Origin of the sequence: Nonomuraea sp. B1E8, from assembly GCF_039871515.1 — a bacterium.
Lineage (GTDB): Bacteria > Actinomycetota > Actinomycetes > Streptosporangiales > Streptosporangiaceae > Nonomuraea.
The window spans coordinates 1,582,547-1,606,957 of sequence record NZ_JBDPLS010000001.1 but is presented as its reverse complement, the minus strand read 5'-3'; the positions used below and the strand labels follow the sequence as shown (position 1 = coordinate 1,606,957).

Annotated in this window: 21 protein-coding genes; 14 read left to right on the top strand and 7 right to left on the bottom strand. The window is 70.3% G+C overall.

What is annotated here, in order from left to right; genetic code table 11:
- Positions 1 to 179: 179 nt before the first annotated feature.
- The 7 genes from ABGA98_RS07725 (at position 180) to hisC (ending at position 9,516) form a co-directional block, all read left to right on the top strand.
- Positions 180 to 1,730 carry a glycosyltransferase family 4 protein gene (locus ABGA98_RS07725; protein ID WP_347617451.1) on the top strand — a complete coding sequence of 517 codons (1,551 nt, stop codon included), beginning with the start codon at positions 180 to 182 and terminating at the stop codon, positions 1,728 to 1,730.
- A 133-nt stretch (positions 1,731 to 1,863) separates the two neighbouring features.
- Positions 1,864 to 3,111, top strand: coding sequence for a nucleotide sugar dehydrogenase (locus ABGA98_RS07720; RefSeq protein ID WP_347617450.1), 1,248 nt, complete (start codon positions 1,864 to 1,866; stop codon positions 3,109 to 3,111).
- A gap of 19 nt (positions 3,112 to 3,130) precedes the next feature.
- Entirely contained in the window at positions 3,131 to 4,219 is a 1,089-nt protein-coding gene (locus tag ABGA98_RS07715) for a glycosyltransferase (protein WP_347617449.1), read from the top strand.
- Between the two features lie 33 nt (positions 4,220 to 4,252).
- Entirely contained in the window at positions 4,253 to 6,040 is a 1,788-nt protein-coding gene (locus ABGA98_RS07710; RefSeq protein WP_347617448.1) for a DUF4434 domain-containing protein, read from the top strand.
- A gap of 57 nt (positions 6,041 to 6,097) precedes the next feature.
- The gene (locus tag ABGA98_RS07705) at positions 6,098 to 6,763 is read left to right on the top strand and encodes an NUDIX domain-containing protein (RefSeq protein WP_132506484.1); all 666 of its coding nucleotides are present in this window, start codon (positions 6,098 to 6,100) and stop codon (positions 6,761 to 6,763) included.
- A 101-nt stretch (positions 6,764 to 6,864) separates the two neighbouring features.
- Positions 6,865 to 8,406: a serine/threonine-protein kinase gene (locus tag ABGA98_RS07700; protein WP_347617447.1), complete on the top strand. Its 1,542-nt coding sequence runs from the start codon at positions 6,865 to 6,867 to the stop codon at positions 8,404 to 8,406.
- 51 nt (positions 8,407 to 8,457) lie between these two features.
- Positions 8,458 to 9,516: a histidinol-phosphate transaminase gene (gene hisC, locus ABGA98_RS07695; RefSeq protein ID WP_347617446.1), complete on the top strand. Its 1,059-nt coding sequence runs from the start codon at positions 8,458 to 8,460 to the stop codon at positions 9,514 to 9,516.
- Between the two features lie 5 nt (positions 9,517 to 9,521).
- On the opposite strand, the gene ABGA98_RS07690 is transcribed toward hisC, so the two are convergent.
- The 3 genes from ABGA98_RS07690 to ABGA98_RS07680 are packed head-to-tail and all read right to left on the bottom strand — an operon-like array spanning position 9,522 to position 12,791.
- Positions 9,522 to 11,057, bottom strand: a complete 1,536-nt coding sequence (locus tag ABGA98_RS07690; RefSeq protein ID WP_347617445.1) for a hypothetical protein — start codon at positions 11,055 to 11,057, stop codon at positions 9,522 to 9,524.
- Positions 11,058 to 11,079: 22 nt separating this feature from the next.
- Positions 11,080 to 11,895 carry a carbohydrate ABC transporter permease gene (locus ABGA98_RS07685; RefSeq protein WP_347617444.1) on the bottom strand — a complete coding sequence of 272 codons (816 nt, stop codon included), beginning with the start codon at positions 11,893 to 11,895 and terminating at the stop codon, positions 11,080 to 11,082.
- A gap of 8 nt (positions 11,896 to 11,903) precedes the next feature.
- Positions 11,904 to 12,791, bottom strand: coding sequence for a sugar ABC transporter permease (locus ABGA98_RS07680; RefSeq protein WP_347617443.1), 888 nt, complete (start codon positions 12,789 to 12,791; stop codon positions 11,904 to 11,906).
- Positions 12,792 to 12,968: 177 nt separating this feature from the next.
- On the opposite strand from ABGA98_RS07680, the gene ABGA98_RS07675 reads away from it, so the two are divergent.
- Genes ABGA98_RS07675 through ABGA98_RS07650 form a run of 6 tightly spaced genes read left to right on the top strand, consistent with a single transcriptional unit; the run spans position 12,969 to position 19,820 of the window.
- Positions 12,969 to 14,252, top strand: a complete 1,284-nt coding sequence (locus ABGA98_RS07675) for a sugar ABC transporter substrate-binding protein (protein WP_347617442.1) — start codon at positions 12,969 to 12,971, stop codon at positions 14,250 to 14,252.
- On the top strand, positions 14,236 to 15,234 hold the full coding sequence (locus tag ABGA98_RS07670; RefSeq protein WP_347617441.1) for a Gfo/Idh/MocA family oxidoreductase: 999 nt from the start codon (positions 14,236 to 14,238) through the stop codon (positions 15,232 to 15,234). Before ABGA98_RS07675 ends, ABGA98_RS07670 begins: the two co-directional genes overlap by 17 nt.
- Positions 15,234 to 16,952 carry a heparinase II/III family protein gene (locus ABGA98_RS07665; protein ID WP_347617440.1) on the top strand — a complete coding sequence of 573 codons (1,719 nt, stop codon included), beginning with the start codon at positions 15,234 to 15,236 and terminating at the stop codon, positions 16,950 to 16,952. Before ABGA98_RS07670 ends, ABGA98_RS07665 begins: the two co-directional genes overlap by 1 nt.
- On the top strand, positions 16,949 to 17,704 hold the full coding sequence (locus ABGA98_RS07660) for an amidohydrolase family protein (RefSeq protein WP_347617439.1): 756 nt from the start codon (positions 16,949 to 16,951) through the stop codon (positions 17,702 to 17,704). Before ABGA98_RS07665 ends, ABGA98_RS07660 begins: the two co-directional genes overlap by 4 nt.
- Entirely contained in the window at positions 17,701 to 18,501 is an 801-nt protein-coding gene (locus ABGA98_RS07655) for an amidohydrolase family protein (protein WP_347617438.1), read from the top strand. The genes ABGA98_RS07660 and ABGA98_RS07655 overlap by 4 nt, the downstream gene beginning before the upstream one ends.
- Before the next feature lie 2 nt (positions 18,502 to 18,503).
- Positions 18,504 to 19,820 (top strand): transcriptional regulator, encoded by a 1,317-nt coding sequence (locus ABGA98_RS07650; RefSeq protein WP_347617437.1) that lies wholly within the window; start codon positions 18,504 to 18,506, stop codon positions 19,818 to 19,820.
- Positions 19,821 to 19,838: 18 nt separating this feature from the next.
- On the opposite strand, the gene ABGA98_RS07645 is transcribed toward ABGA98_RS07650, so the two are convergent.
- Genes ABGA98_RS07645 through ABGA98_RS07635 form a run of 3 tightly spaced genes read right to left on the bottom strand, consistent with a single transcriptional unit; the run spans position 19,839 to position 22,030 of the window.
- Positions 19,839 to 20,918 (bottom strand): helix-turn-helix transcriptional regulator, encoded by a 1,080-nt coding sequence (locus ABGA98_RS07645; protein WP_347617436.1) that lies wholly within the window; start codon positions 20,916 to 20,918, stop codon positions 19,839 to 19,841.
- A 39-nt stretch (positions 20,919 to 20,957) separates the two neighbouring features.
- Entirely contained in the window at positions 20,958 to 21,818 is an 861-nt protein-coding gene (locus tag ABGA98_RS07640; protein ID WP_347617435.1) for a fumarylacetoacetate hydrolase family protein, read from the bottom strand.
- Between the two features lie 56 nt (positions 21,819 to 21,874).
- Positions 21,875 to 22,030: a hypothetical protein gene (locus tag ABGA98_RS07635; protein ID WP_347617434.1), complete on the bottom strand. Its 156-nt coding sequence runs from the start codon at positions 22,028 to 22,030 to the stop codon at positions 21,875 to 21,877.
- Here ABGA98_RS07635 and ABGA98_RS07630 point away from each other — a divergent pair.
- Positions 22,029 to 23,330: a glutamate-1-semialdehyde 2,1-aminomutase gene (locus ABGA98_RS07630; RefSeq protein ID WP_347617433.1), complete on the top strand. Its 1,302-nt coding sequence runs from the start codon at positions 22,029 to 22,031 to the stop codon at positions 23,328 to 23,330. The two genes, ABGA98_RS07635 and ABGA98_RS07630, sit on opposite strands and share 2 nt — an antisense overlap.
- Here the strand turns inward: ABGA98_RS07630 and ABGA98_RS07625 are convergent.
- Positions 23,211 to 24,224, bottom strand: a complete 1,014-nt coding sequence (locus tag ABGA98_RS07625) for an EamA family transporter (RefSeq protein WP_347617432.1) — start codon at positions 24,222 to 24,224, stop codon at positions 23,211 to 23,213. The two genes, ABGA98_RS07630 and ABGA98_RS07625, sit on opposite strands and share 120 nt — an antisense overlap.
- Between the last annotated feature and the right edge of the window lie 187 nt (positions 24,225 to 24,411).

Genomic DNA, 24,411 nt, shown 5'->3' with positions numbered 1-24,411 from the left:
CTTTCATAGCGGAAGGGAAAAAACGCTGCCTATGGTACGGTCACCGCGTGGCATCCGACGCCAGTCGTCAAGACTCCTCCCGCTCATCCGACAGGGTTTCCGCGAAGTCCGCCCGTGTCGGCGTCGGTGGACTTCTCAAAGGCTTCGTCCAGCACCCGATCATCGTTTCCCGGGTGGTCATGACGAAGGTCAGATCCGACCCCGTCCGCGTGGCCCAGGCCGCCGCCGAAACGCTTCCGCCCCGGATGCGGCCCGTCGTGGGCAGCGTGGCCTGGCCGGCCGCGCGCCGGGCCCGGCGCATGGTGCGCAAGTTCGGCATGCGCGTGGTCAAGGGTCCGTGGAACGAAGCCAAGACCCACTGGGACGCCGGCCGCGTCAGCGAGGCCGCCGCCGTGCTCGAGGCGCACACCAAATACCCCTTCGTCAAGCGCAGGGCCGCCTACTACCGCGGCGAGTTGGCCGCCATCAGCCCCGACCCGATCCCGCCGGGGCCCAAGGTGGCCATCCTGAGCCGGGTCGAGAACCGCGTGCTGCACGTCGTCACCAACGCGCTGCCGTACACGCAGGCCGGCTACACCGTCCGCACCCACCGCATCGTCAGCTCGCAGAAGGCCGCGGGCATCGACCCGCACGTGGTCACGAGCTGGGGCTGGCCGATGTTGCAGGGCCACACGGACGCGGCTCCGTACGAAGAGATCGACGGCATCCCCTACTACCGGCTGCTGCCGGACGGGCACGGGGAGATGCCGTTCGAGACCCAGGGCCGCATCACGAGGGGCGCCGACGGGGTCACCAAGCTGGTGACCGAGCTGCGGCCGCGGGTCGTGCACGCCGCCACCGACCACCGCAACGGCTCGATCGCCCACGCCGTGCGCGACAGGACGGGCACGCCGTTCGTCTACGAGGTGCGCGGCTTCCTGGAGGAGACCTGGGCCTCGCGCGACCCGATCCGCGTCGGCAGCCAGCGGCACGTGCTCCAGCGCGAGCGCGAGGCGTTCCTGATGCGCGAGGCGGACGCCGTGGTGACGCTGGCCGAGACGATGGCCGCCGAGATCGTCGAGCGCGGCGTGCCCAGGGAGAAGATCCACCTGGCGCCCAACGCCGTGGACGACTCGCTGCTGTCGGCCCACTACGACGGCGCCTCGTTCAGGCAGGCGTACGGCATCGAGCCCGGCGAGATCGTCGTCGGGTCGGTGTCCAGCATCGTGGCCTACGAGGGGTTCGCCACCCTGCTGCGGGCCGCCGCGCTGCTGCGCGACGACCGCACCCCGGTGCGGGTGCTCATCGTCGGCGACGGCACCGAGCGCGACAACCTGCTCGAGCTGGTCGACGAGCTGGGCCTGAGCGACGCCGTGCTGCCGGGGCGGGTCGGTCCCGACGAGGCGCTGCAGGCGCAGGACGCCATCGACATCTTCGTCTGCCCGCGCGAGGACCTTCGCGTGTGCCGACTTGTTACGCCATTGAAACCGGTCGAGGCGATGGCGCTCGGCAAGCCGGTCGTGCTCAGCGATCTGCCCGCGCTTTCCGAGCTCGTCGGCTCCGACGGCGCCGGAATGCTCGTGCCGCCCGGCGATCCCGCCGCGCTGGCCAAGGCGCTCGCCGGGCTCAGGGAAGATCCCGCCAAGCGCGCGGAGATGGGCGATGCGGGACGGGCCGAAGTGGCGGCGAAGCGCACCTGGAGCCGGGTTGCCGAGACTTATCAAGCTCTATACCGGTCTCTTGGTGAATGATGACCTTGGTGTTAGCTGTCTCTTACGACGGGTTCGGTCGCATTAGGCGTGAGCTAGGTGGACTTGAGATAACCTTTGCGACCATGAAGTGTTGTTTCCGGCTCCTCAAGGCACAGCTGTGACAGAAATCGACTTGGCTGTCATCGGTCTGGGCTACGTCGGCATGCCGCTCGCCAAAGAGGCGGCGGCCGCCGGGTTGCGGGTCGTCGGCGTGGACGTCGACCCCCGCAAGGTCGACGCGCTCAACGCCGGGCAGTCCTACATCGATGACCTGACCGACGCGGACCTCGAGCACATGCTCGCCAACGGGTTCAGCGCCACCCTCGACGAGACCGTGCTGGCCAGAAGCAACACCATCGTCATCTGCGTGCCCACCCCGCTCGACGAGGACCACCGTCCCGACCTGTCGGCCGTGGAGGGCGCCACCAAGACCGTCGCCCGCAACCTGAGCAAGGGCACGCTCGTCGTGCTCGAGTCCACCACCTGGCCGGGCACCACCGACGAGGTGGCCAGGCCGCTGCTGGAGACCTCGGGGCTCGTCGCGGGCGAGGACTTCCACCTGGCGTTCTCGCCCGAGCGCATCGACCCCGGCAACCCCAAGTTCGGGCTGCACAACACCCCCAAGGTCGTGGGCGGCTACACGCCCACCTGCCGCGACCGCGCGACGGCGTTCTACGGGCGCTTCATCGAGCAGGTGGTGCCGGTCAGCGGCACCCGCGAGGCCGAGATGGCCAAGCTGCTGGAGAACACCTACCGGCACGTCAACATCGCCCTCGTCAACGAGATGGCGATCTTCTGCGACGAGCTCGGCATCGACCTGTGGGAGTCGATAGAGGCGGCCGCGACCAAGCCGTTCGGCTTCCAGAAGTTCCTGCCGGGACCGGGCGTCGGCGGGCACTGCATCCCCGTCGACCCGTCCTATCTCTCCTACACCGTGCGCAAGCTGGGCTACCCGTTCCGGTTCGTCGAGCTGGCGCAGGAGATCAACGAGCGGATGCCGTCGTACGTGGTGGCGCGGGTCCAGCGATTGCTGAACAGCAACAAGAAGCCCGTGAACGGCGCCAAAGTGGTTATGCTCGGCGTCACGTACAAACCGGATATCGCCGACGAACGTGAGACCCCGGCGCTCCCGGTGGCGCGGGCGCTGCTGGAGCTGGGGGCGGAGCTCTCGTTCGCCGATCCGTACGTCAAGGAGTGGTCGGTCGACGGCACCCCGGTGCCGCGTGAGGAGGATCTCGCCGAGGCCGTGACCAACGCGGACGTGACGCTGCTCCTGCAGCAGCACGCCGCGTTCGACCTCGACATGGTCGAGGCGAAAGCCAAGCTCGTGCTGGACACCCGGGGCGTTCTCGCCGAGGGTGAACGCGTCGAGCGGCTGTAGCGACGGAGGGCTGCGCGCAGTGCACGTGCTCGTCATGACGGTGGTGCATAACCCCGAGGACGCGAGGATTCTGCATCGGCAGATCCGTGCTCTCGTGGACGCCGGTCATGAGGTCACGTACGCGGCGTCGTTCACCGCCTTCGGCGTCGTCCCCCGTCCTTGGGTCACCGGCGTCGATCTGCCGAGGGCCGCGCAGCGCAAACGCCTGTCCGCGGTGTGGGCCGCCCGGCGGCTGTTCAAGCGCATGCGCGACAAGGTCGACCTGGTCCTGGTCCACGACCCCGAGTTGCTGTTCGCCGTGTGGGGCGTACGCAACAGGCCGCCCGTGGTGTGGGACGTGCACGAGGACACCCCGGCCACGCTCTCGCTGAAGCCCTGGCTCCCCTCGCCCCTGCGGCCGCCCGTGCGCTTCATGGCCCGCATGCTCGAAGGCACCGCCGAGCGGCACATGCACCTGATGCTGGCCGAGACGGCGTACGCGGGCCGGTTCAAGGACGCCCACCCCATCGTCCCCAACGAGACGTGGGTGCCCGACTCCGTGACCCCGCCGGGCGACGACCGGGTGGTCTATCTCGGCTGGTTGTCGCGGGCCAGGGGCGTGATCGAGGCCGTCGAGGTGGCCAAGCTGCTGCAGCCGTACCGCGTGGCCGTCGAGCTGATCGGGTACGCCGACCCGCAGAGCCGCCCGATGCTCAACCAGGCCGTCACCGAGGGCCTGCTGGAATGGCGCGACTTCATGCCCAACGACGAGGCGCTCAAGCGGCTCGACGGGGCGCTCGCGGGGCTTTCCTTACTCCACGACGAGCCCAACTACCGGCACTCCATGCCGACGAAGATCGTTGAGTACATGGCCCACGGCATCCCCGTCATCACCACCCCGTCCCCGCGCGCTGTCGAGCTGGTCGAACGGTACGACAGCGGCGTCGTCGTGCCGTGGGAGGACCCCAAGGCGGTCGCGCAGGCGGTGCTGACCCTCCGCGACGACGTGCGGGAGCGGCGGGCCCAGGGGGCACGCGGTTACGCGGCGGCCCGCACCAACCACCACTGGCCCAACTCCGCGAAGCGGTTCGTCGCCCAGCTGGAGTCGTGGGCGGGCCTCAGCCGATAACGGTTCTCCTTCAAGGGCGGTAGGTACCTGAACGTGCGCTGGCTTTTCCTCGCTGTGGGCGCGGCCATCGTCGCCGTGGTGGCGGCGGCGATCATCGTGTTTCCCATCTCGTCGGAGAAACCGGTCGCCCGGCCGGCCACGCCCGAGCCGTCGAGCACCCAGCCGACGCCGAAGGTGAGCGCGGTCACCGACCGGTGTGGAACGTTCGAGACCAAGGAACAGGCCCCCTACGCCGTCACCGGCTACTGGATCACCCCCAGGTCCAACCCCTGCACCTGGCGCAAGCAGTTGCAGGAGATCCACAGCGTCGGTGGCGACACGATCATCAGGATCGGCTACGGCCTGCAATATCGCCCCGTCACCGCCTCCGGCGAGATCAAGACCAAGGACGGCGAGCTCGACTCGTTGTACGAGGCCTGCGAAGAGGACGGCCTGACCTGTCACGACGCCGCCGAGCGGGATCTGAAGAAGGCCAACCCCGGCAACCGGATCGGCCGCACGTACGTCTACCGAACCGACGAGTCGTTCGGCGAGAGCCTGTTCCGCTGCCCCGAGATGGAACACGCCATCCAGACGCCCAAGCGCACCTATTTCCGGCTCATCACCCAGCCGGACGGCTCTGACGACTCCACGTGCGACTTCAGCGGCAAGGCCGTCTCCTACGACATGATCCTGATCGCGGGCAAGCCCACGGACAGCCTGACGGAGCTGCTCGACCTGGCCGACCAGTTCGGCATGCGGGTCTTCCCGGCGCTGCCGCTCGCGCCCCGCGACCCCAAGACGCCGATCAGGGCCAACAAGAAGCACATCGGCACGCTCACCACGGTGACGCGGCGCATCCTGCAGGACTACGGCGTGCGCTTCGCCGAGCGCGAGTCGCTGGGCGGCGTCTACCAGCCGTTCGAGGTCCAGATGTCCGACACCCTGGCCGACAACCCGACGCTGGAGGTCTACGCCGACCAGCACCGGATCGTGGAGCAGGAATTACCCGGCAAGCCCATCCTGATCAGCCCCTACCTCGACGCCCGCACGCGGGTGGCGTTCGGCCAGACGCCCAGGCAGGTGGCCGAGGGGTTCAGGGCGCTGACGAAGACGGGCGTCGGCATCATCGCGCCCCAGGACAGCCGCGGCACCGGCAAGGTGGGCCTGTTCTGGCCCGACGAGCGCGACAGCGAGGTCGACGAGCGGCTGCGGCCGGTGGTGGGGGAGTCGACGTACGAGACCGCGTACCACGGCTCGACGCGCGACTACTACCGCGAGATGTCGATCGCCCGCGAAGAGCTGCTCATGGCCGGTTACGAGGTGCAGCTGTGGGCGAACGTGGAGGCGTTCGAGCCGTCCGGCGACGAGCCGTGCGCCCCGCACGGCACCCGCGGTAAGACCGACAAGAAGCGGCTCGACCAGGCCGTGACCATGGCCGGGCGCTACGTGCAGAAGATCGTCTCCTATATGTGGAGCGACTTCATGACGTGCGGCCGGCCCTCGCTGGAGCAGGAGATCACCGCCGACTGGCAGCGGCCCGTCGCGGTCGACGCGATCCGCCGCGGGCGTGACGTCCAGGACGGCGTGGAGGTGCGCGGCTACAACTTCAGGGGCGGCACGGTCACCATCCAGTGGTCCGGCGGGACTCAGGAGCTCGTGGTGTCCGCGGTCGGCTGGCTCGACGAGGACCCGCTGGAGGAGCTGCCCGAGGGCATGGTCACCGCGTGGGTGCCGTTCAACTGGTCGCAGGTGCCGGCCGGAGAGTGGGTCAGGATCGGGGTGAAGGTGCCGTCAGGACAGTCGACGACGGAGCCGTTGCACGTGCGGATCGACACCTGACCCGAGGGCCGTCGCACCGTTCGCTCCCCGTCCGCGGCTGCGTGTAACGTGCCTGCCATGGTCCCGAGCATCCCGGTCAGCGTCGACCTGGTCGTGCTCACCGTCCGCAACCAGGCGCTGAGCGCGCTGGTGTGGCGGCGCGACAATCCGCCGTTCCTGCGGCGCTGGTCGCTGCCCGGCGGCTTCATCCAGCTCGACGAGGACCTGCCGGCCGCCGCCCACCGCATCCTGGCCGAGCGGGCCGGCCTGCCGGGGGCGCCCGTGCACCTGGAGCAGCTCCAGACCTACGGCTATCCCGACCGCGATCCCCGCCAGCGGGTGCTGAGCGTCGCCTACCTCGGCCTCGCCCCCGACCTGCCGGCCTCGGAGAAGGCCCACATGAGCTGGCAGCCGGTCGACTCGCTCGCCGTCATGGCCTTCGACCACCGCCGCATTATGAAGGACGGCGTCGAGCGGGCCCGTTCCAAGCTGGAATACACCCCGCTGGGGGCGGCCTTCTGCCCGCCCGACTTCACGGTGGCCGACCTGCGCCGCGTCTACGAGATCGTCTGGGGCCGGCTGCTCGACCCCCGCAACTTCCACCGCAAGGTCACCAAGGCCGAGGGCTTCCTGGTGGAGACGGGCGCGACCACGACCCGCGACGGGGGCCGCCCGGCCAAGCTCTACCGCCGGGGCCCGGCCGAGCTGCTCCACCCGCCGATGTTGCGCACGCTCAAAGACTGACGCGCTCGCGCTTACCCAGAAAACCGGACATTCGGCTCCGTACGCCCGTAAGATCACATGTCAATGTGCGAGCCGGTCGCGACATCGAAGGGAGACGGCGGATGTCTGGGGAGCCCTTCGGCGCCGGCGACGGCCCGATGACGCCGCTGCTCGCCGACCGCTACCGGCTGCTGGCGGAGCTCGGCCAGGGCGGCATGGGCACGGTCTGGCGGGCGATGGACGAGCTGCTCCAGCAGGAGGTCGCCGTCAAGGAGGTCAAGCTGCCGCCCGACCTCGACGCGGCGTCGCGCGAGGAGCTGACCCAGCGCACGCTGCGCGAGGCGCGGGCCGCGGCGCGGCTGCGCTCCCACCCGTCCATCGTCACCGTGCACGACGTCGTCCTCGACGGCGGGCGGCCGTGGATCGTCATGGAGCTGGTGCGGGGCCACTCCCTCGACCAGGCCGTACGCGAGGGCGGGCCGCTGCCGCCGCACAAGGTCGCCTGGATCGGCACGCGCATGCTCGACGCGCTCGGCGCCGCGCACGCGTCGGGCATCCTGCACCGGGACGTCAAACCCGCCAACGTCATGCTCACCGACGACGGGCGGGTGCTGCTCACCGACTTCGGCATCGCGACCGTCTCCGGGGACGCCGAACTCACCCAGACCGGGTTCCTGAGCGGCTCCCCCGGCTACATCGCCCCCGAGCGCCTGCGCGGCGAGGCCGACGGCCCGCTCGGCGACCTGTGGTCGCTCGGCGCCACGCTCTTCACGGCGGTGGAGGGCGCGCCGCCCTTCGCCCGGCCCAACCAGGCCGCCGTGATGGCGGCGGTGCTGATGCAGGAGCCCGACCCCGCCCGGCGGGCCGGCCCGCTCGCACCCGTGCTCGCCGCCCTCCTCGACAAGGACCCGGCGCGACGCTGCACCTCCGACCAGGCGGCCGGCTGGCTCGACGCCATCGCCCAGGGCAACCCCACGACCGACCCCGCCCTGCGCGCGCAGCGGACCGTGCCCGGCCGCCTGCTCCGCCGCCCGCGCCGGCGGGTCGTCGTGGGCTCCACGATCGCGGTGGCGCTGGTCACGGCGGCGGCGGTGGCCATGGTGCCGTTCATGCCGAACATCATCCGCACGATCGCGTTCATCGTGACGCCCCGCACCACCTACTCCGTGCCGCAGACGTTCGCGAGCGTGCGGCCGTCGTCGTCGCCGTCGCCGCCGAAGAAGAAGCCCCGCGACTTCGACGCCTGCGACCTGCTGACCGGCGCGCAGGTGCGCAAACTGCTCGGCGGGCCGGCGAAACGCCAGTTCGTCGTCTCCGCCAGCTGCGGGTGGAAGCGGGACGACGGCAGCAACGTGAGCCTCGTGGCGAGCCGCATACCCACGGGCGTCGAGATCGCCTTCGACCAGTCGGTCGTGACCATGAAGGAAGAGCCGAAACGTGTCCCGGGGACCAAGCTCCGCAAGGGGCCGAAGGTCGGGGACGAGGCGTTCAGTTTCACCCAGAAGTCCCCCTTCTCGTTCAGCGGGCAGCTCTACAGGACCGAGATCACCTTCCGCTCGTCGGACGTCTGGGTGCAGGTGGCCGTCACCACGCGTAGACCCGGGTTCGCCGCGGGCGACAGGGCGGCCAGGTTCGTCCAGGCGTCCCTCGTCAAGCTCCGCTGAAGGCGGGGACGGGGTGATGCTTCACCGCGCCGCGCCTTCTACAGTTGGGCCATGCCTCGTTTCCGCCACATTCTCGACACCATGGCCCCGTACAAACCGGGCAAGGCCGTAGCGGCTCCCGATGGGCGGTCGTACAAACTGTCGTCCAACGAGACGCCGTACGACCCGCTGCCGTCCGTGGTCGAGGCCATCGCCGAGGGGGCGCGGCAGATCAACCGCTACCCCGACCCCGGTGCGACGAAGCTGACCGAGGCCATCGCCGAGCGCTGCTCCGTGCCGCCCGAGCACGTCGCGCTCGGGGCCGGGTCGGTCACGGTGGCGCAGCAGCTGTTCGAGACGGTGGGCGAGCCCGGGGTCGAGGTCGTCTACGCGTGGCGCTCCTTCGAGGCCTACCCGCTCCTCGCCGACCTGGCCGGGGTCACCTCGGTCCAGGTGCCGCTGGCCGGCGAGGACCACGATCTCGACGCCATGGCCGAGGCGATCAACGACCGCACGCGCCTGGCGTTCGTGTGCAACCCCAACAACCCCACGGGCACGGCCATCCGCCGCGGCGCGCTGGAGGCGTTCCTCGACCGCGTGCCCGAGCACGTGCTCGTCGTGCTGGACGAGGCCTACCGCGAGTACGTCCGCGACCACGACGTCCCCGACGGCCTCACCCTCTACCGCGACCGGCCCAACGTCTGCGTCCTGCGCACCTTCTCCAAGGCGTACGGGCTGGCGGGCCTGCGGGTCGGCTACCTGATCGCGCAGGAGCCGGTGGCGTCGGCCGTGCGCAAGACGATCATCCCGTTCGCGGTCAACCACCTCGCGCAGGTCGCGGCCATCGCCTCGCTGCGGGCCGAGGACGAGCTGTTCGACCGGGTCGAGCAGGTGGTCAAGGAGCGCACCCGGGTGCGGGAGTCGCTGCTCGCGCAGGGCTGGACGGTGCCGCCCACCGAGGCCAACTTCGTCTGGCTCCGGCTCGGTGGGCGCACCCTCGACTTCGCCGCGGCGTGCGCGGCGGAGGGCGTGGCGGTCAGGCCCTTCGCGGAGGAGGGCGTACGCGTCTCGATCGGCTCTCCCGAGGCCAATGACGCGTTCCTGGCCGCCGCCGCCACCTTCGCCAGGTAGGGTCGTCACTCCTGCCGGCGGGCCTGCCAGTTGAGGTAGCCCACGCCGGCGATGTGGGAGCCCTGGCTGGGTTCGAGCGCGCGGGCTTCGTAGATCGACCTGGCGTGGTCGAACACCACCCGGTCCCACTGCGCCACGGCCATCCACCGCGGCGCCTGGAGATACTGGCCCGAGGAGGCCAGGCCGCCGGTGCCGTCGACGCGCAGGAACGTGGTCGGCACGCCGTCGGGGTCGGTGGTGGCCATGTTCTTGCTGTAGGACCTGGCGAACCTGGCCATGTCGGTGCCCTTGAAGCCGAGCCCGTGGCGGAAGGCGAGGGCGGCGAACTCGACGTCGATCGCGCCGTGGCTGAGGTCCTCGATCTGCTTGGCGCCGTTGCCCGACGGGGTGAACTCGGAGATGCCCTCGTCGGCCGAGAAGCCCCGGTAGGTCACGCCGAACGACGGCCAGTACGACCAGTGGTAGGCGTCCTTCGCGTTCGTCTTGAGCTCGCGGGCGAAGGTGCGGGCCATCCGCCTGGCCCGGTCGGCGTAGGCGGGGTCGCCGGTGGCGGCGGCGATCTCGGCGTAGGTGAGCCCGAGCGCGAGGAACTGGTTGGTGGGCATCTCGGTGCCGTCGTAGCCGAGCGGGGTGCCCTTGACCCAGGCGAGGTGCCCGCCGCCGTCGTCGCTCTGCCGCCATTCGCGGTCGTGCACGGCGGCCGCGGCCTTGGCGGCCTCGAGATACTCCGCGGCCTTGGCCCGGTAGCGCGGGTCGGCGTGGAGCTTCGGCGTACGCATCACGATCCGGGCGAACGACGCGATCGGGTAGGTGATCATGCCGGTGTGCACCGCGAAGATCACGGGCTGGGAGACGAGCCGGGTCGCGCCCTGGGCGGGGGGCGCGACCTCCCCTCCCTCGCGCAGGTCGCGCGCGGTGACCTGGGTGGGCGTCGGGTAGGCGTCGAGGATCTTGCGTACGGCGTAGTCGGGGGAGTCCGGGTCCATGGACAGGTCGGTGAAGGTGGCGACCGCGCCGTTCCTGCTGGTCTTCACCTCTAACGTGAAGCGGTCCTCGGTGCTGCCCGCCCGTACGGTGGCCGTGGTGAGGTCGGCGTAGGACAGCGAGCTGCGCACCTCCAGCACGGGCCGGCCGCTCGCGTCCTTCAACGCGGCGACGCCGACCGTGTAGGGGTGCATCGCCCGCCACGCGGGCAGCGACTCCCCGCGATAGTCGGCCACGCCGCGCTCGGAGTCGCGGTTGCCGAGCACGAGGTCGATGTTGGTGACGAGCCGGTCCAGGTAGTGGGTGTCGCGGTAGGCCTCGTACATGCGGATGAAGGCGGCCAGCACGTAGGACTGGCCCCAGGCCAGGCCGCCGTGCTCGTTGTTGTCGGTCGGCTGCCCCACGGCGCCGCTCTCGTGGAAGGTCCGCTCGAAGAGGTCGAACGTCTCCCGCGCCGTGTAGTCGTGGCCCGCCGAGGCGCGAGCCGTGCCCGTGTGCACGGTTCCCAGCACGCCCATCGCGAGCGCGCCGAGACCGAACTGCCTGCGTGTCACCATCGATTCCTCACCTCCGGCGGCGTCAGCCCTTGACCGCGCCGCGCATGCCTTCGAGTACGTGCCGTTGCATGATCATGAAAACGATGACGACCGGGATGATCGAGATGATCGTTCCGGCCGCCAGGCTGCGAACATCCGTGCCGGTGATTCCGGCGAGATAGGCGATCCCCAGCGCGACCGGGTATTTCGCCGAGTCCTTCAGCACCACGAGCGGCCAGATGAAGCTGTTCCAGACCGAGATGAAGCCGAAGATGCCGAGGATCGCGAGGGTGGGACGGGCGGCGGGGAGCATGACGTGCCAGAAGATGCGCAGTTCGTGGCAGCCGTCGGTGCGGGCGGCGTCCACGACCTCGCGGGGCACGCCCGCGAACGTCTGACGGAGCAGGAAGATCCCGAAGGCGGAGAGCACTCCGGGAAGGATCACCCCCGCGAACGTGTCGGCCATCCCGAGTTCGGAGACCACGAGGAACCTGGGGATGAGCATGACCTCGCTCGGCAGGAACATCGTGGACAGGATGGCGAAGAAGATGAGGTTCTTGCCCCTGAAGGTCATCAGGGCGAGCGGGTAGGCGCACAACGCGGAGACGACGATGTAGAGCGGCACCGTCACGCCGACGTAGATCACCGAGTTGAGCAGGTAGGTCGGGAACGGGATGGCGGTCCAGGCCTCGACCGCCCAGTCGAGCACGGGCGGCCGGGGGATGACGTCGGGCGGGAAGGAGAAGACCGCCTGGCCGGCGGGCTTCAGCCCCGCGCTGAGCAGGATCAGGAACGGGCCGACGAAGACCAGGGCGATCGCCGTCAGCAGGATGTACATCCCCGCGCGCCGCAGTCTCATGGGCAGGCTCATGGCATGACCGTCCGTCCGCGGGTGAGCCGGTAGTTGAGGATGGCCATGGCGATCATCAGCACCCAGAGCACCAGGCCCATCGCGCTGGCGTAGCCCATCTCGTAGTGCTCGAACGCCGCCGACCAGATGTAGTAGCCGAGGGTGAGGGTGGCGTCCTGCGGGCCGCCCCTGGTCATCACGTAGATGGAGGTGAAGGCCTGCATGGCGTCCAGCATCTCCACCGTCACCGCGACCGCGATGTACGGCACCATCAGCGGCACCGTGATGTGGCGCAGCCGGTGCCAGGCGGTGGCGCCGTCGACCTTCGCGGCTTCGTACAGGTTGGTGGGGATGGTCTGCAGCCCGGCCAGATAGATCATCATGTAGAAGCCCATGCTCTTCCAGCCCTCGACCAGGACGAGCGCGGGCAGCGCCCAGAAGGGGTCGAGGAGATACTGGATGGGCTCGTCGAGGAGCCCGGCTCCGGTGAGGATCCAGTTGAGCACGCCCTGCTGGTGGAAGACGTATTCCCAGGCGACGCCGACGGCGACCATCGAGGTCACGACCGGCAGGTAGTAGAGCATCCGGAACGTTCTGATGCCGGGGAGTTTCTGGTTGACCAGCACGGCCAGCAGCAGCGGAACGACCACCAGCAGCGGGAACATGCCCACCAGGAAGAGCAGCGAGTTGAGCAGCGCGGTCCAGAATCTGCTGTCTCCGACGATCCTGGTGAAGTTCTCCACCCCGACGAAGACCGGCTGCGACACCACGTCGTACTCGAGAAATGACAGCTGGATCGCGGTGATCGCCGGCCAGGCGAAGAACACGCCGAACAGAGCGAGTGCCGGGATCACGAACAGGTAGGGCGTGTACCACCGCTGCCCTGGGATCCGGCCGGCGGCCATCGCATCACATCCTTTTTGCCGTCCTAAGATTTGATAAAGGCTGGCCAGAATTTGGGGAAGCGTACATTCGGCTGATCGACATGGTCAAGACCTGCCTCTTGACGTTCTGTCGCAAGGCTGACATGGTGCCGAAAGTGGCGATAAAGGACGGCCATATCTTGCAGGAGGCTCGCGGAGATGACTCGAAGTGCCTTAACGATCGGCGCGCTGGCGCTGTCCCTCTTCACCGCCGGCTGCGTCGCCGGCACGTCGCCCCAGACCGCCGCCGCGCCCGCGGACGACCCGCCCTTCGAGGGTGAGGTCGAGTTCTGGACGATCAACCTGAAGAAGAACTACAGCGACTACATCACCGGCCTGATCGCCCAGTACGAGAAGGAACACCCCAAGGTCAGCATCAAGTGGGTGGACGTCCCCGGCCAGGAGAGCGCGACCAAGCTGCTCGCCGCCGTCGCCAGCGGCGACGTGCCCGACGCGGTCAACGTCAACTCGGTCGAGCTGGGCAGGTTCGTCCCGTCGCTGGAGCCGCTCGACGCCTATTTCGGCCAGAAAGAGCTGGCCGACTTCCAGCCCAACCTCGTCGAGCCGATGCGGATGGACGGCAAGCTCTACGCCGTGCCCTGGTACAACGGCGGCTCACCGGTCGCGATGTACCGCAAGTCGGTCGTCAGCAAGGCCGGCTTCGACGAGAAGGCTCCACCCACCTCCTTCGCCGAGGCGCTCACGCTGGCCGACAAGGTCTACGAGAAGACCAAGGTCAACGGCACCAACGCCATCCCCGACCACACCGCGCTGCGCTATCACGGCGTCTCCCTGCTGACGGACGACAAGAAGAAGGCGGCCTTCAACACGCCCGAGGCGGTCGCCGTCCTGGAGACGTTCAAGAAGAGCTACGACAAGCACGGCATCGCGCCCGGCGCCATCTCCAAGGACATCCGCAACCTGCCCCAGTCGCTGGAGAACGGCCAGGTCGCCTTCAAGCCGATGGCCAACGCCGCCGAGCTGCTCAACATCCAGAAGAACGCCCCCGACGTCTACAAGGACCTCGTCATCACCGAGCCGGTGAAGATGGACACCGGCGGCTACCTGCTGCTCGCACAGCAGGCCTTCTCCATCCCGAAGGCGTCCACGCACAAGAAGGCCGCCGCCGAGTTCATCAAGTTCTTCACCAACGGCGTCAACCAGCTGGCCTTCTGCAAGATCGTGCCGATCTACCCGTCCACGGTCTCCTCGACCAAGGACCCCTTCTTCACCGAGGCCTCCGGCGACGACCCGATGGCCGTCGCCCGCCAGGTGATCGTCAAGGGGCTGCCCCAGCTGCAGTACCTCCCGCTCGGCACGAGCAAGGACGCCGAGCTCGCCGAATACCTCATGGAAGAGGTCAGAGCCTTCCTCCAGGGATCCCAGAGCGCCGAGGAAGCACTCGACGCCGCAGAGAAACGATGGAATGACGCACTTGCCTGAACTTCGCATCGGGATCGTCGGCGCCGGCCTGATGGGCCGCGGCCACGCCGAGGTCCTCGCCGCCCATCCCGCAACCGAGATCACCGCGGTCGCCCGCCGGCCGCTCGAACACGCTCCTGGGGCGACCGTCTACCCCGGCTACCAGGAGCTGCTCGACTCCGGCACCGTGGACGCGATCTCCATCACCACCCCCGACCACCTGCACGCCGACGTCATGGTGGCCGCCGCCCGCGCCGGCGTGCACATCCTGGTCGAGAAGCCGTTCACCACCACCGTGGCCGACGCCGACCGCGCCGTCGCCGCGATCCGGTCGGCCGGCGTGGTGGCCATGTGCCTGTTCAACCACCGCTGGGTGCCGGCGTACGCGCAGGCCAAGGAGCAGATGCGGGTGATCGGCGAGCCGGTCGTGGGCTACGCGCGCAAGGACGACACGATCCACGTGCCCACCGAGATGATCGGCTGGGCCGACCGGACCACCTGCGCCTGGTTCCTGTCCAGCCACGACATCGACCTGCTGACCTGGCTGTACGACGACGAGGTCGTCGAGGTGTTCGCCACGGCCAGATACGGCAAACTGCGCGGCCGGGGCATCGACACCCCCGACGCCATGCAGATCCAGGCCAGGTTCGGCCGGGGCGCGGTCGCCACGTTCGAGTCGGCCTGGATCTACCCCAACACCTTCCCGACCATGGTGGACAGCTACGTCACCGTGGCCGGCGAGACGGGCGTCATCCAGCTCGACCGGCAGAAGGAGAACATCCAGCTGGCCACCGAGGACGGCTACACCTACCCGAGGAACATGCTGCAGCGGGTCGTGCACGGGGTCCCGGCGGGGGCCTACCGCGACGCCATCCACCACTTCGTGGACTGCGCGATCGCCGGCACCGAGCCGCTGATCACCGTGGAGAGCTCCCGGCACGTGACCGCGGTCCTGGCCGCCGCGCACGAGTCGGCCCGGACGGGGCAGCCGGTGAAGCTCTGATGGGGACGTACGTGGAGAAGCCGCCGCACGTCGACCCGGTGCGGATGCTGCACATCACCGACGAGGCGCTGCTCGCCGAGCTGGGCGTGGCGACGGTCGCGCAGGCCCGGCCGTGGCGGCGGCCCGACCCGGTCTGGCCGGAGCCCCGCCCCGAGGACGTGGCGGAGGCGGACCGGCTGATCGGGACCGAGGTCGACTTCCTCGACAAGGGCCACGGCCGGTCCCGGCTGTACGGGTTCCACTACCTGCGGTGGATGATGCCCCTGGTCTCGGCCTACGCGCAGACCCGCGACCCCCGCTACGCCCGCGAGTGGGACCGCCTCTTCCGGCAGTGGTACGCGAGCCGCGACCAGGTCGAAGGCGACTGGCCCGGGCTCGACGTGGTCTGGTACTCCCTCGGGGTGTCCTCCCGGTCGATGCACGTCACCCGGGCGCTGGCCGTCCTCGCCACCGAGCCCGCGCTCAGCGACGAGTGCTGGCTGCAGATGATGAAGACCGTGCTCGGCGGCGCCCGGTGGGCGGCCGAGGAGCACGACGAGTTCCGGCACGGCAACTGGCAGTTCGCCACCGTCTGCGAGCTGCTGCACGTCGCCCGCGTGTTCGCCGACCTGCCCGAGTCGGGGCAGTGGGCCGAGGTGGCCAGGGCGCGCATCCTGGAACATCTGGAACGGGACGTGCGCGAGGACGGCGGCCACCACGAGCGTTCTCCCGGCTACCACGGCATGTGCCTGGGAGGCGTGCAGCGGGCCGCGTCCGTCGACCCCGACCTCGTCGCGCACCCGCGCTTCCGCGCCATGCACGACTGGCTGGTCTCGCTGACGACCTCGGGCGGGTGGGTCCCGCACCTGCAGGACAGCGGCGTGGTCTGGCCCGCCGAGATGGTGCGGACCGGGGAGAGATTACTGGGTGAGGCGATCGTGCCCGCCGAGGGCTCGCACGCCCTGGAGGACAGCGCGTACACCATCTTCCGCGCCGGCACCCTGCACACCGTGATCAACCACGGCCCCTACATCGGGCACGAACTGGAGCCGCACAGCCACCACGCGGCGCTCGACTTCGTGTTGTCCGGCTGGGGGGTGCCGCTGGCCTGGGAGGCGGGCGGCCCGCCGTCGTACGACGATCCCGGCTACTACGACTGGTTCCAGGCGACCAGGGGCCACAACACCCTGCTCGTGCCCGGCGAGGAGTACACCGAGGACCGCAGGGCGGCCCGCGACCTGTTCCACGCGGGCGAGCACGTGGACGTCTTCGCCGGTCACCACCACGGCTACCGGGCCAGGCACGACCGCCGGATCGTCTTCGTCAGGAGCGAGCCGTCGTACTGGCTGATCACCGACGCGATCGACGCGGAGGCGATCTGGCTGCTGCACGGGACGTCGCCGTGGACCGGGCACGGCGGCGGCTACGCGAGCAGCCAGGGCCCCGGGCTGCTCGTGGTGCCCGTGGAGCCGCCGGACGAGGTCACCTTCGGCAGCGGGCGGGCCAGGATCCCCGACCCGGAGACCGCGACCGCCCCGTACGGCGAGATCCACTCGCTGGGGCTGCGCCGCCGCGACGGCCGGTTCACGGTCGCGGTCTTCCCGTTCAGGGACGCGCCGCCCGAGGTCCAGGTGAGCCCGTCCACCATCCGCGTGGGCGGCGTGACCGACACGTTCACCTCGCACGGCTGGGCGCGCGGGCAGGTTCAGGGGCTCGCCGAGCACTGGGGCGGCCGATGAGCGTGGACCGGCCGGTCCTGGTCGACGCGGACATCATGCTCGGCTGCCATCCGCGTCGCGACGTGGGCGGGGGGACCGTGGCCGAGCTGCTCGCCGCGATGGACCGCGTGGGCATCGCCGAGGCCGTGGCCGGCAGCATGACGTCGTGGCTGCACGACCCGGCGCGGGGCAACCGCGAGCTGATCGGTCAGCTCGCGGGGCAGCCCAGACTCAGCCCGTGCTGGGTGATGTTGCCCGACACGTGCGGTGAGACGGGCTCCGGGTTCGCCGGCGCCGCCGTCGAGGCGGGCGTGGTCGCCGTGCGCGCCTTCCCGCTCGACCACGGCTGGGAGCTCGCGGGCGCCGACGCGGCCGCCGTTGTCGACGCCGTGGAGTCCGTACGCCTGCCGCTGCTCGTGGACGCCGGTCAGACCACCTGGCAGGAGGTGGAGGCGCTCGCGCGGGCGCACCCGTGCCTGCGGATCGTCGTCGGCGGCGTGGGCTACCGGAAACTGCGGCAGATCGCCGGCGTTCTGGACAGGACAGGCAACGTGAGCATCGGGCTGGCCGACCTGTCCTCCCACCGCGGGCTGGAGTGGCTGGTCGCCCGGTTCGGCGCCGACAGGTTCGTCTTCGGCACCGGAGCGCCCTACCGCGACCCCGCCGAGGCGGTCACCCGGCTGCTCTGGTCGGAGCTCGGGCAGGCGGAGGTCGCGGCCATCGGCGCGGGGAACGTGCACCGGCTGCTGAGGAGGGAGACCAGAGCGGCATGAACGAGTTGACGACGGCTCTGTGGGAGCGCCGCCCGCAGCAGGCGACGAGGATCGTCGACGCGCACGCCCATGCCGGGCCGTACAGCGTGTTCTTCATCCCCGACCCCGACCCGGCCGGGATGTTGGGGGTGATGGACCGGTGCGGCGTCGCGCACGCGATGCTCTCCAGCCATCTGGCGATCCAGCTCGACGCCGCCAAGGGCAACGCGGTCACCGCGGAGATCGTGGACCGGGCGCCCGACAGGTTCACCGGCTACCTGACCGTCAACCCGTGGCAGGACCCGGTCGCCGAGCTCGACCGGTGGGGCGGCGACCCGCGCTTCGGCGGGATCAAGGTCCATCCCGACCTGCACGAATACCCGCTGACCGGCTCGCGCTACGCGCCGGTCTGGGAGTACGCCGAGCTCACCGGCCGGCCGGTGCTCACCCACACCTACTCCGGCTCGCCGTACAACGACCTGCCCCTGGTCGACGAGGTGGCGGGGAGGCACCCGCGGGCCACGATCCTGGCGGGGCACTCGGGGGTGACGCCGCTGGGCATCGACCAGTCGATCGAGGTGGCCGAGCGGCACGAGCGGGTCATCCTGGAGGTGTGCGGGTCCTTCAACACGGGCGCGGACATCGCCGAGATGGTCCGCAGGCTCGGCGCGCACCGGGTCGTGTACGGGTCGGACTTCCCCTTCATCGATCTGCGCATGTCGCTGGGGCGGATACTGTTCTCAGATCTCGGCGACGACGACAGGGCAGCGGTACTCGGGGGCACGATCACCGCTCTGCTCGGGAGAACAGGGGCATAGAGGTGGACGGGCTACGATCCAAGATCTCGATTGGTGTGGTGGGGCCGCACGATCTGGTCGAGCAGATCGTGCACATCGGCGCGAGCCTGCCGTCGGCCGCGTCGTTCCGGCTGGTGGGCGCCCCGCACGCGGGTGAGCACGAGACGCGCGAGAAGCTCGCCAAGATAGCCGGCAACATCGACGCGGTCCTGTTCACCGGGCCGCTCCAGCACGACCTGGCCACCGAGGCGGGCGAGCTGCCGGTGCCCGCCACGTTCGTGCCGGTGAGCGGGGCCGGCCTCTACTCCAGCCTGCTGCGCGGCACGCTGTCCATGCGGATCGACCCCGCCAGGGTGAGCATCGACTCGATCGCGCGCGCCGACGTGGCCGAGGCCTACCAGGAGATCGGCGTGCCCATGGACGGCGTGCACGTCTCCGAATACCGCCAGCCCGACTCGGTGCGCGACTTCGTCGGCTTCCACGAGCGCCTCTACCGCGAGGGCGCCACCACGGCGGCGCTGACCACGGTCAGGACCGTGGCCCGCAAGCTGGAGGCGGCCAAGGTGCCGGTGTTGCGGATGATGCCCACCCCGCACACGCTGCGCCTGGCCATCAACACCGCGACGCTGCTGGGCACCGGCAGCCGCCTGGAGGAGTCGCAGATCGCCATCGTGCTGGTCGAGCTCGCGGCCTCGGCCCGCCCCGCCCAGTCGGGGCCGGGCAACTACTGGCAGCAGGAGCTGAAGCTGTCGTTGCACAGGTCGCTGCTCGCCGAGGCCCGGCTGATGGGCGCGACCGTGGCCCCGCGCGAGGAGAACAGCTACGTGATCACGGCTACCGTGGGGGCGCTCTCGCAGGCCACCGACGGGTTCCGGGTGGCGCCGTTCGCCGACCGGGTGCGCGCAGACCTGGGGATGGTCGTGGAGGTGGGCATCGGGCTCGGCAACACCGCCCGCGACGCCGACGCCCACGCCCTCATCGCCGTCGAGCGGGCGCGCGCGGCCGACGCCACGGCCGCCTTCCTGGTCAGCGGTGACGGCACCGCGACCTCGCTGCCCCTGCGGCAGCGGCGCAGGCGCGAGCAGGCGGACGAGCCCATGGTCGACTCCAAGGCGGCCAAGACGCTCGACCGGCTCCTCCAGCGGCTGGGCGACGACCCCGAGGCGATGGTGGTCGACGCGGAGAGCGTGGCCGAGGTGCTGGGCGTCGCGCCGCGCAGCGCCCGCCGGGTGTTGCAGAACCTCGTCGAGGAAGGGCTGGCCTGGGCTCTCCCGCCGGTCAGGTCGTCGCAGGCGGGCCGGCCGCGGCAGCCGTACCGGCTGGTGTCGCGTGTCGACTAGCGCGCCCGGGTGAGGACCTCACAGGGGCACGGGCCGGTGGTTGCGGCGATATTCGCTGGGCGAGCAGCCGACGTGCCGCTTGAACACGCCCCGGAACACCTTCGCGCTCAGATAGCCCGAGCGCGCGGCGACCGTGTCGATCGGCGCGGTGGTGGCGGTGAGCAGGACGCGGGCGTGGCGCAGCCGCAGCCCGGTCAGGTGGCGCAGGAACGTCGTCCCGCGCACGTCGGCGAACAGGTGCGCGATGTAGAACGGGCTGGCCGAGACGGCCTCCGCGACCGCCGCCAGCCGCAGGCGCGGATCGGTGTAGTGCGCGGCCATGTAGCTCTCGGCCATCGAGAGGATGTCGCGCGCGGCGGGCGGCATCAGCCGCCACAACGTCTCCTCGATCCAGATGTGCAGGTAGGAGCGCTCGTGGATCTGGGTCACCGTCGTGAGCTCCTCGATCGGCAGGCGCGCGAAGGCGTCGACCCAGTCGGTGGAGCCGCCCGCGAGCCGGCCCCTGTTGACCACGTCCACGACGAAGAGCAACTCGCCCATCAGCCAGTTGTGCAGCGTCCTCGGGGACAGGCCGCGCTCCTGGACGCACCTGTCCACCCAGCCCGCCAGCAGCCCGGCCGCGCCGCCCCTGTCGCCGGCCTGGATCCGGCGGGCCAGCTCCGCCTCGATGCGCACGGGCGGCGCCGCCTCGGAGTGCTCCTCCTGCGGGGCCGTGATGACCCTGTCGCCGCCGAGCAGCAGCTTGTAGGCGTTGGTACGCCGGGCGTCCCGTTCGGTCACCGTGGTGCTGTCTGGGCCCCGCCGAGGGGTGCCCAGGCTGACGGTCGCGGTGAGGTCGGTGGCGCTGACGATGCCGGCGCGGATCTGCTCGGCCAGCGCGGTCGCCTCGCCCATCAGCCTGACGGGGTCGTCGCCGCTCAGCCTGACCAGCCACTCGTCGGGAGGCAGCGGCTCGCAGGAGGCCGGGCGCCGTGCCGCCACCGCGCGCACCGCGCGATCGGCCTGGCCGAGCTGCCGGCGCGCCCACTCCCGGCCGCGGGCCCGCGTCGAGGCGACGTAGTCGTCGATGTCGATGAGGGCGCCGACCGTGAAGTCCATGCCTCCAAGGTACGGGTAAGGTGCGCCGATATCTATGGTTTAGGCGGACCGAAAGTCGACACGGTTGACCAGGGTGCCCACGTCCTGCACGGTGGCCCGCATGACGTCCCCGTCCTTGAGCGGGGCGATCCCCGCCACGGTGCCGGTGGCGATGAGGTCGCCGGGCAGCAGCGTCATCCCGTCCGACAGGTCGGCGATCAGCTCGGGGATCCCGAACACCATCTGCTTGGTGTTCGCCCGCTGCCGCACCTCCCCGTCGACCTCCAGCGTCAGCTCCAGGTCCTGCGGGTCGGGCACCTCGTCCACGGTCGCGAGGTACGGTCCGGCGGGGGCGAATGTGTCGAACCCCTTGGACTGGTCCCACGGAGCGTTGCGGGCGATGTTGGCCAGCTGGAGGTCGCGGGCCGTCATGTCGTTGATCACGGTGTATCCGGCCACGGCCTCCCGCCAGCGCTCGGCGGGCAGGTCGCGGACCGTCGAGCCGATCACGACCGCCAGCTCGACCTCGTGCTCCAGATGCTTCGTACGGGCCGGAGCGGTCACCGGGCGGTTGTGGCCCGTCAGCGCGGACGGCGGTTTGAAGAACAGCACCGGCTCGGGCGGCACCTCAAGCCCGCTCTCCTCGGCGTGCGCGACGTAGTTCAGCGCCAAACAGCAGATCTTGGTGCAGGTCGCCACCGGCGGCTCGAACACCACCGACGACTCGTCGAGCACCTCCGGCGCGCCGGCCCAGAGCCGGTTCACCTCGTCGGTGAGCCGGTCCAGCCCGTACCGATCGAGCAGGGCCACCGGATCGTCACCGGCGTCCAGCCCGGCCAGGCTGAGGAGTTCGCCACCCTCGCGCCAGGCCACCAGTTCGACTTGCTCGGCGGGAGACCGCCGGATACGCCCGAGAAACACGGCCGTTCCTTCCTGGGAATCGCTTCCACTCACAGGAAACCTGCTCAGACGTCCTCTCAGGTCAGGCCGTGGTGGCAGCCCGCCCAGCAGATCTCCATGAGCAGCTCACCAGGTGTGTCGCGGGCGTCACAAGGGCCCGTCCTTGCGATGCCGCCCTCCTTGTTGCTCTCCTCCTTGTCGGCGTGCGGCGCCGCGGCCTTTGATGGTCCCATGAGCAGGACCTTGCACGTCAGCCGTGACCTCTATGCCGCCGGCCGGCACTACCTGGCCGGCGGCGTCTCCAGCGACGCCCGCCGGGTGGCCGGTGTCCCCCTCTACGTGGACCGTGCCCAGGGCGCGCGCCTGTGGGACGTGGACGGCAACTCCTACGTCGACTACGTGCTCGGCCAGGGGCCCGCGCTGCTCGGCCACTGCCCGCCGGAGGTCGTCGAGGCCATCGCGGCCCAGGCGGCCCGCGGCATGGTCTACTCGGCCCAGCACGCCGCCGAGGTGCGCGTGGCCGAGCGGATCTGCGCCATGGTGCCCTCGGCCGAACGGGTCAGGTTCAACACCGTCGGGTCGGAGGCCGTCCACGGCGCCCTCAGGCTGGCCCGCGGCTACACCGGCCGGTCGAAGATCCTCAAGTTCGAGGGCCACTACCACGGCTGGCTCGACCCCGTCCTCTACAGCGTGCACCCGGCGGTGGACGCGGCCGGGCCGGCCGGCGCGCCCGTGGCGGTGCCCGGCACGGCGGGACAGCAGCCGGGGCACGCGGACGACCTGATCATCTGCCCGTGGAACGATCTGGAGACCCTGGCCGGCCTGATGGAACGGCACTCAGGGCAGATCGCCGCCGTCATCGCCGAGCCGATCCTCTGCAACACCGGGGCGATCAGCCCGGACCCCGGCTACCTGGAGGGCGTGCGGCGGTTGTGCGACGAGCACGGCACCCTGCTGATCTTCGACGAGATCATCACCGGCTTCCGGCTCGCGCCCGGAGGCGCCCAGGAACACCTCGGGGTCACCCCCGACCTGTCGGTGTTCGGCAAGGCCATGGCCGCGGGCATGCAGGTGTCGGCGCTGACCGGCCGGGCGGACGTCATGGACCACATCTCGACGGGCAAGGTGGCCCACGCGGGGACGTTCAACTCCCAGCCGGTCGGCATCGCCGCCGCCGAGGCGACGCTGCGCATCCTCGACGAGCAGCGCGACGAGATCTACGGCACGCTGTACGAGCGCGGCAGGTCGCTGATGGAGGGCCTGCGGTCGGCCGCGGCCGGCGCGGGCGTGCCGATGCTCGTGGACGGCCCAGGACCGGTGTTCCAGACGTACTTCACCGACGCGGCCGCCGTGCGCGACTACCGGGACTTCGCCGCCACCGACCGGGCCGGGATGGCCAGGTTGCACGCCGCGCTACTCGACCGGGGAGTCAACATGGTCCCGCGCGGCCTGTGGTTCATGTCCACGGCGCACACCGAGGCGGACGTCGCGGCCACGGTCGACGCGTTCGCCGGCGCGCTGCGGGACCTTTGACCTGCGTTCGGTCGAGATGACCAGCGCGACGCCGACCAGGATGATCACGCCGCCCACGAGGATCCGCGGCGTGATCGGCTCGCTCAGCACCAGCGCGCCGAGCATCACCGCCACGGCGGGATTGACGTAGGCGTACGTGGACACGAGCGAGATGGGGGCGTTGCCGAGCAGCCACGAGAAAGCCGTGAACCCGATCAGCGACCCCACGAGGATGAGGTAGGCGAGCGCGATCCAGGACCTGCCGGTGATCGTCGACGGGTCGAGCCGCTCGCCCGTCGCGGTGCCGAGCACCGCCAGGCCGAGGCCGCCCGCGAGCATCTCGATCGTGCTCGTCGCGAAGGAGTTGGCCGGCATCGTGACGCGGCCCGACAGGAACGAGCCCACGGCCCACAGCAGCGAGCCGAGCAGCACCACCGCGATGCCCGTGGCGGCCGCGCCTTCGTCGCCGGTGAGCGAGAGCGCGGCCACGCCGCCGAGCCCCACCAGCACGCCCGCCATCGTGGCCGCCCTGGGACGGTCACGCACCGCGAACCTGAAGGCGACGAGCCACAGCGGAACCGACGCCACGAGCAGCGCCGCCAGCCCGGTCGAGATGTACTGCTCCGCCACGGACAACATGCCGTTGCCCAGGGTGAGCAGCAGCACACCCACCAGTGAGGCGCTGAGAAGCTGCCGCCGGGTCATCGTGAACGCCCGCCTGCCGGACGTGAGGAGCAGGAACCCGCCGAGGAGCACGGCCGCGGCGAGGAACCGCATGGAGGCGCCGAGCAGCGGCGGGATCGACTCGACCACGATGCCGATGCCGAGGTAGGTCGACCCCCAGACCACGTAGACGATGGCGAGGGCGCCCCAGACGATGAGCGGGGATCGTTGGTCAGGAGCGTTGTGGTCCATGGGTCATGACAGTAGCCGAGCAGCCCGACAGAAACCGCGCGACTATCGGACAACCTGCTGGCCCGATCCTTGCGGTGGCAGGGAGCTCTCACCTGCGCAGCGCCGGACGAGGGACCCTCGAAGATTGGTGCCCCCGTCCGAATCCCGTCGATCGGGGGCGTCGCATTTCATACCCCCTCTCGCGAGG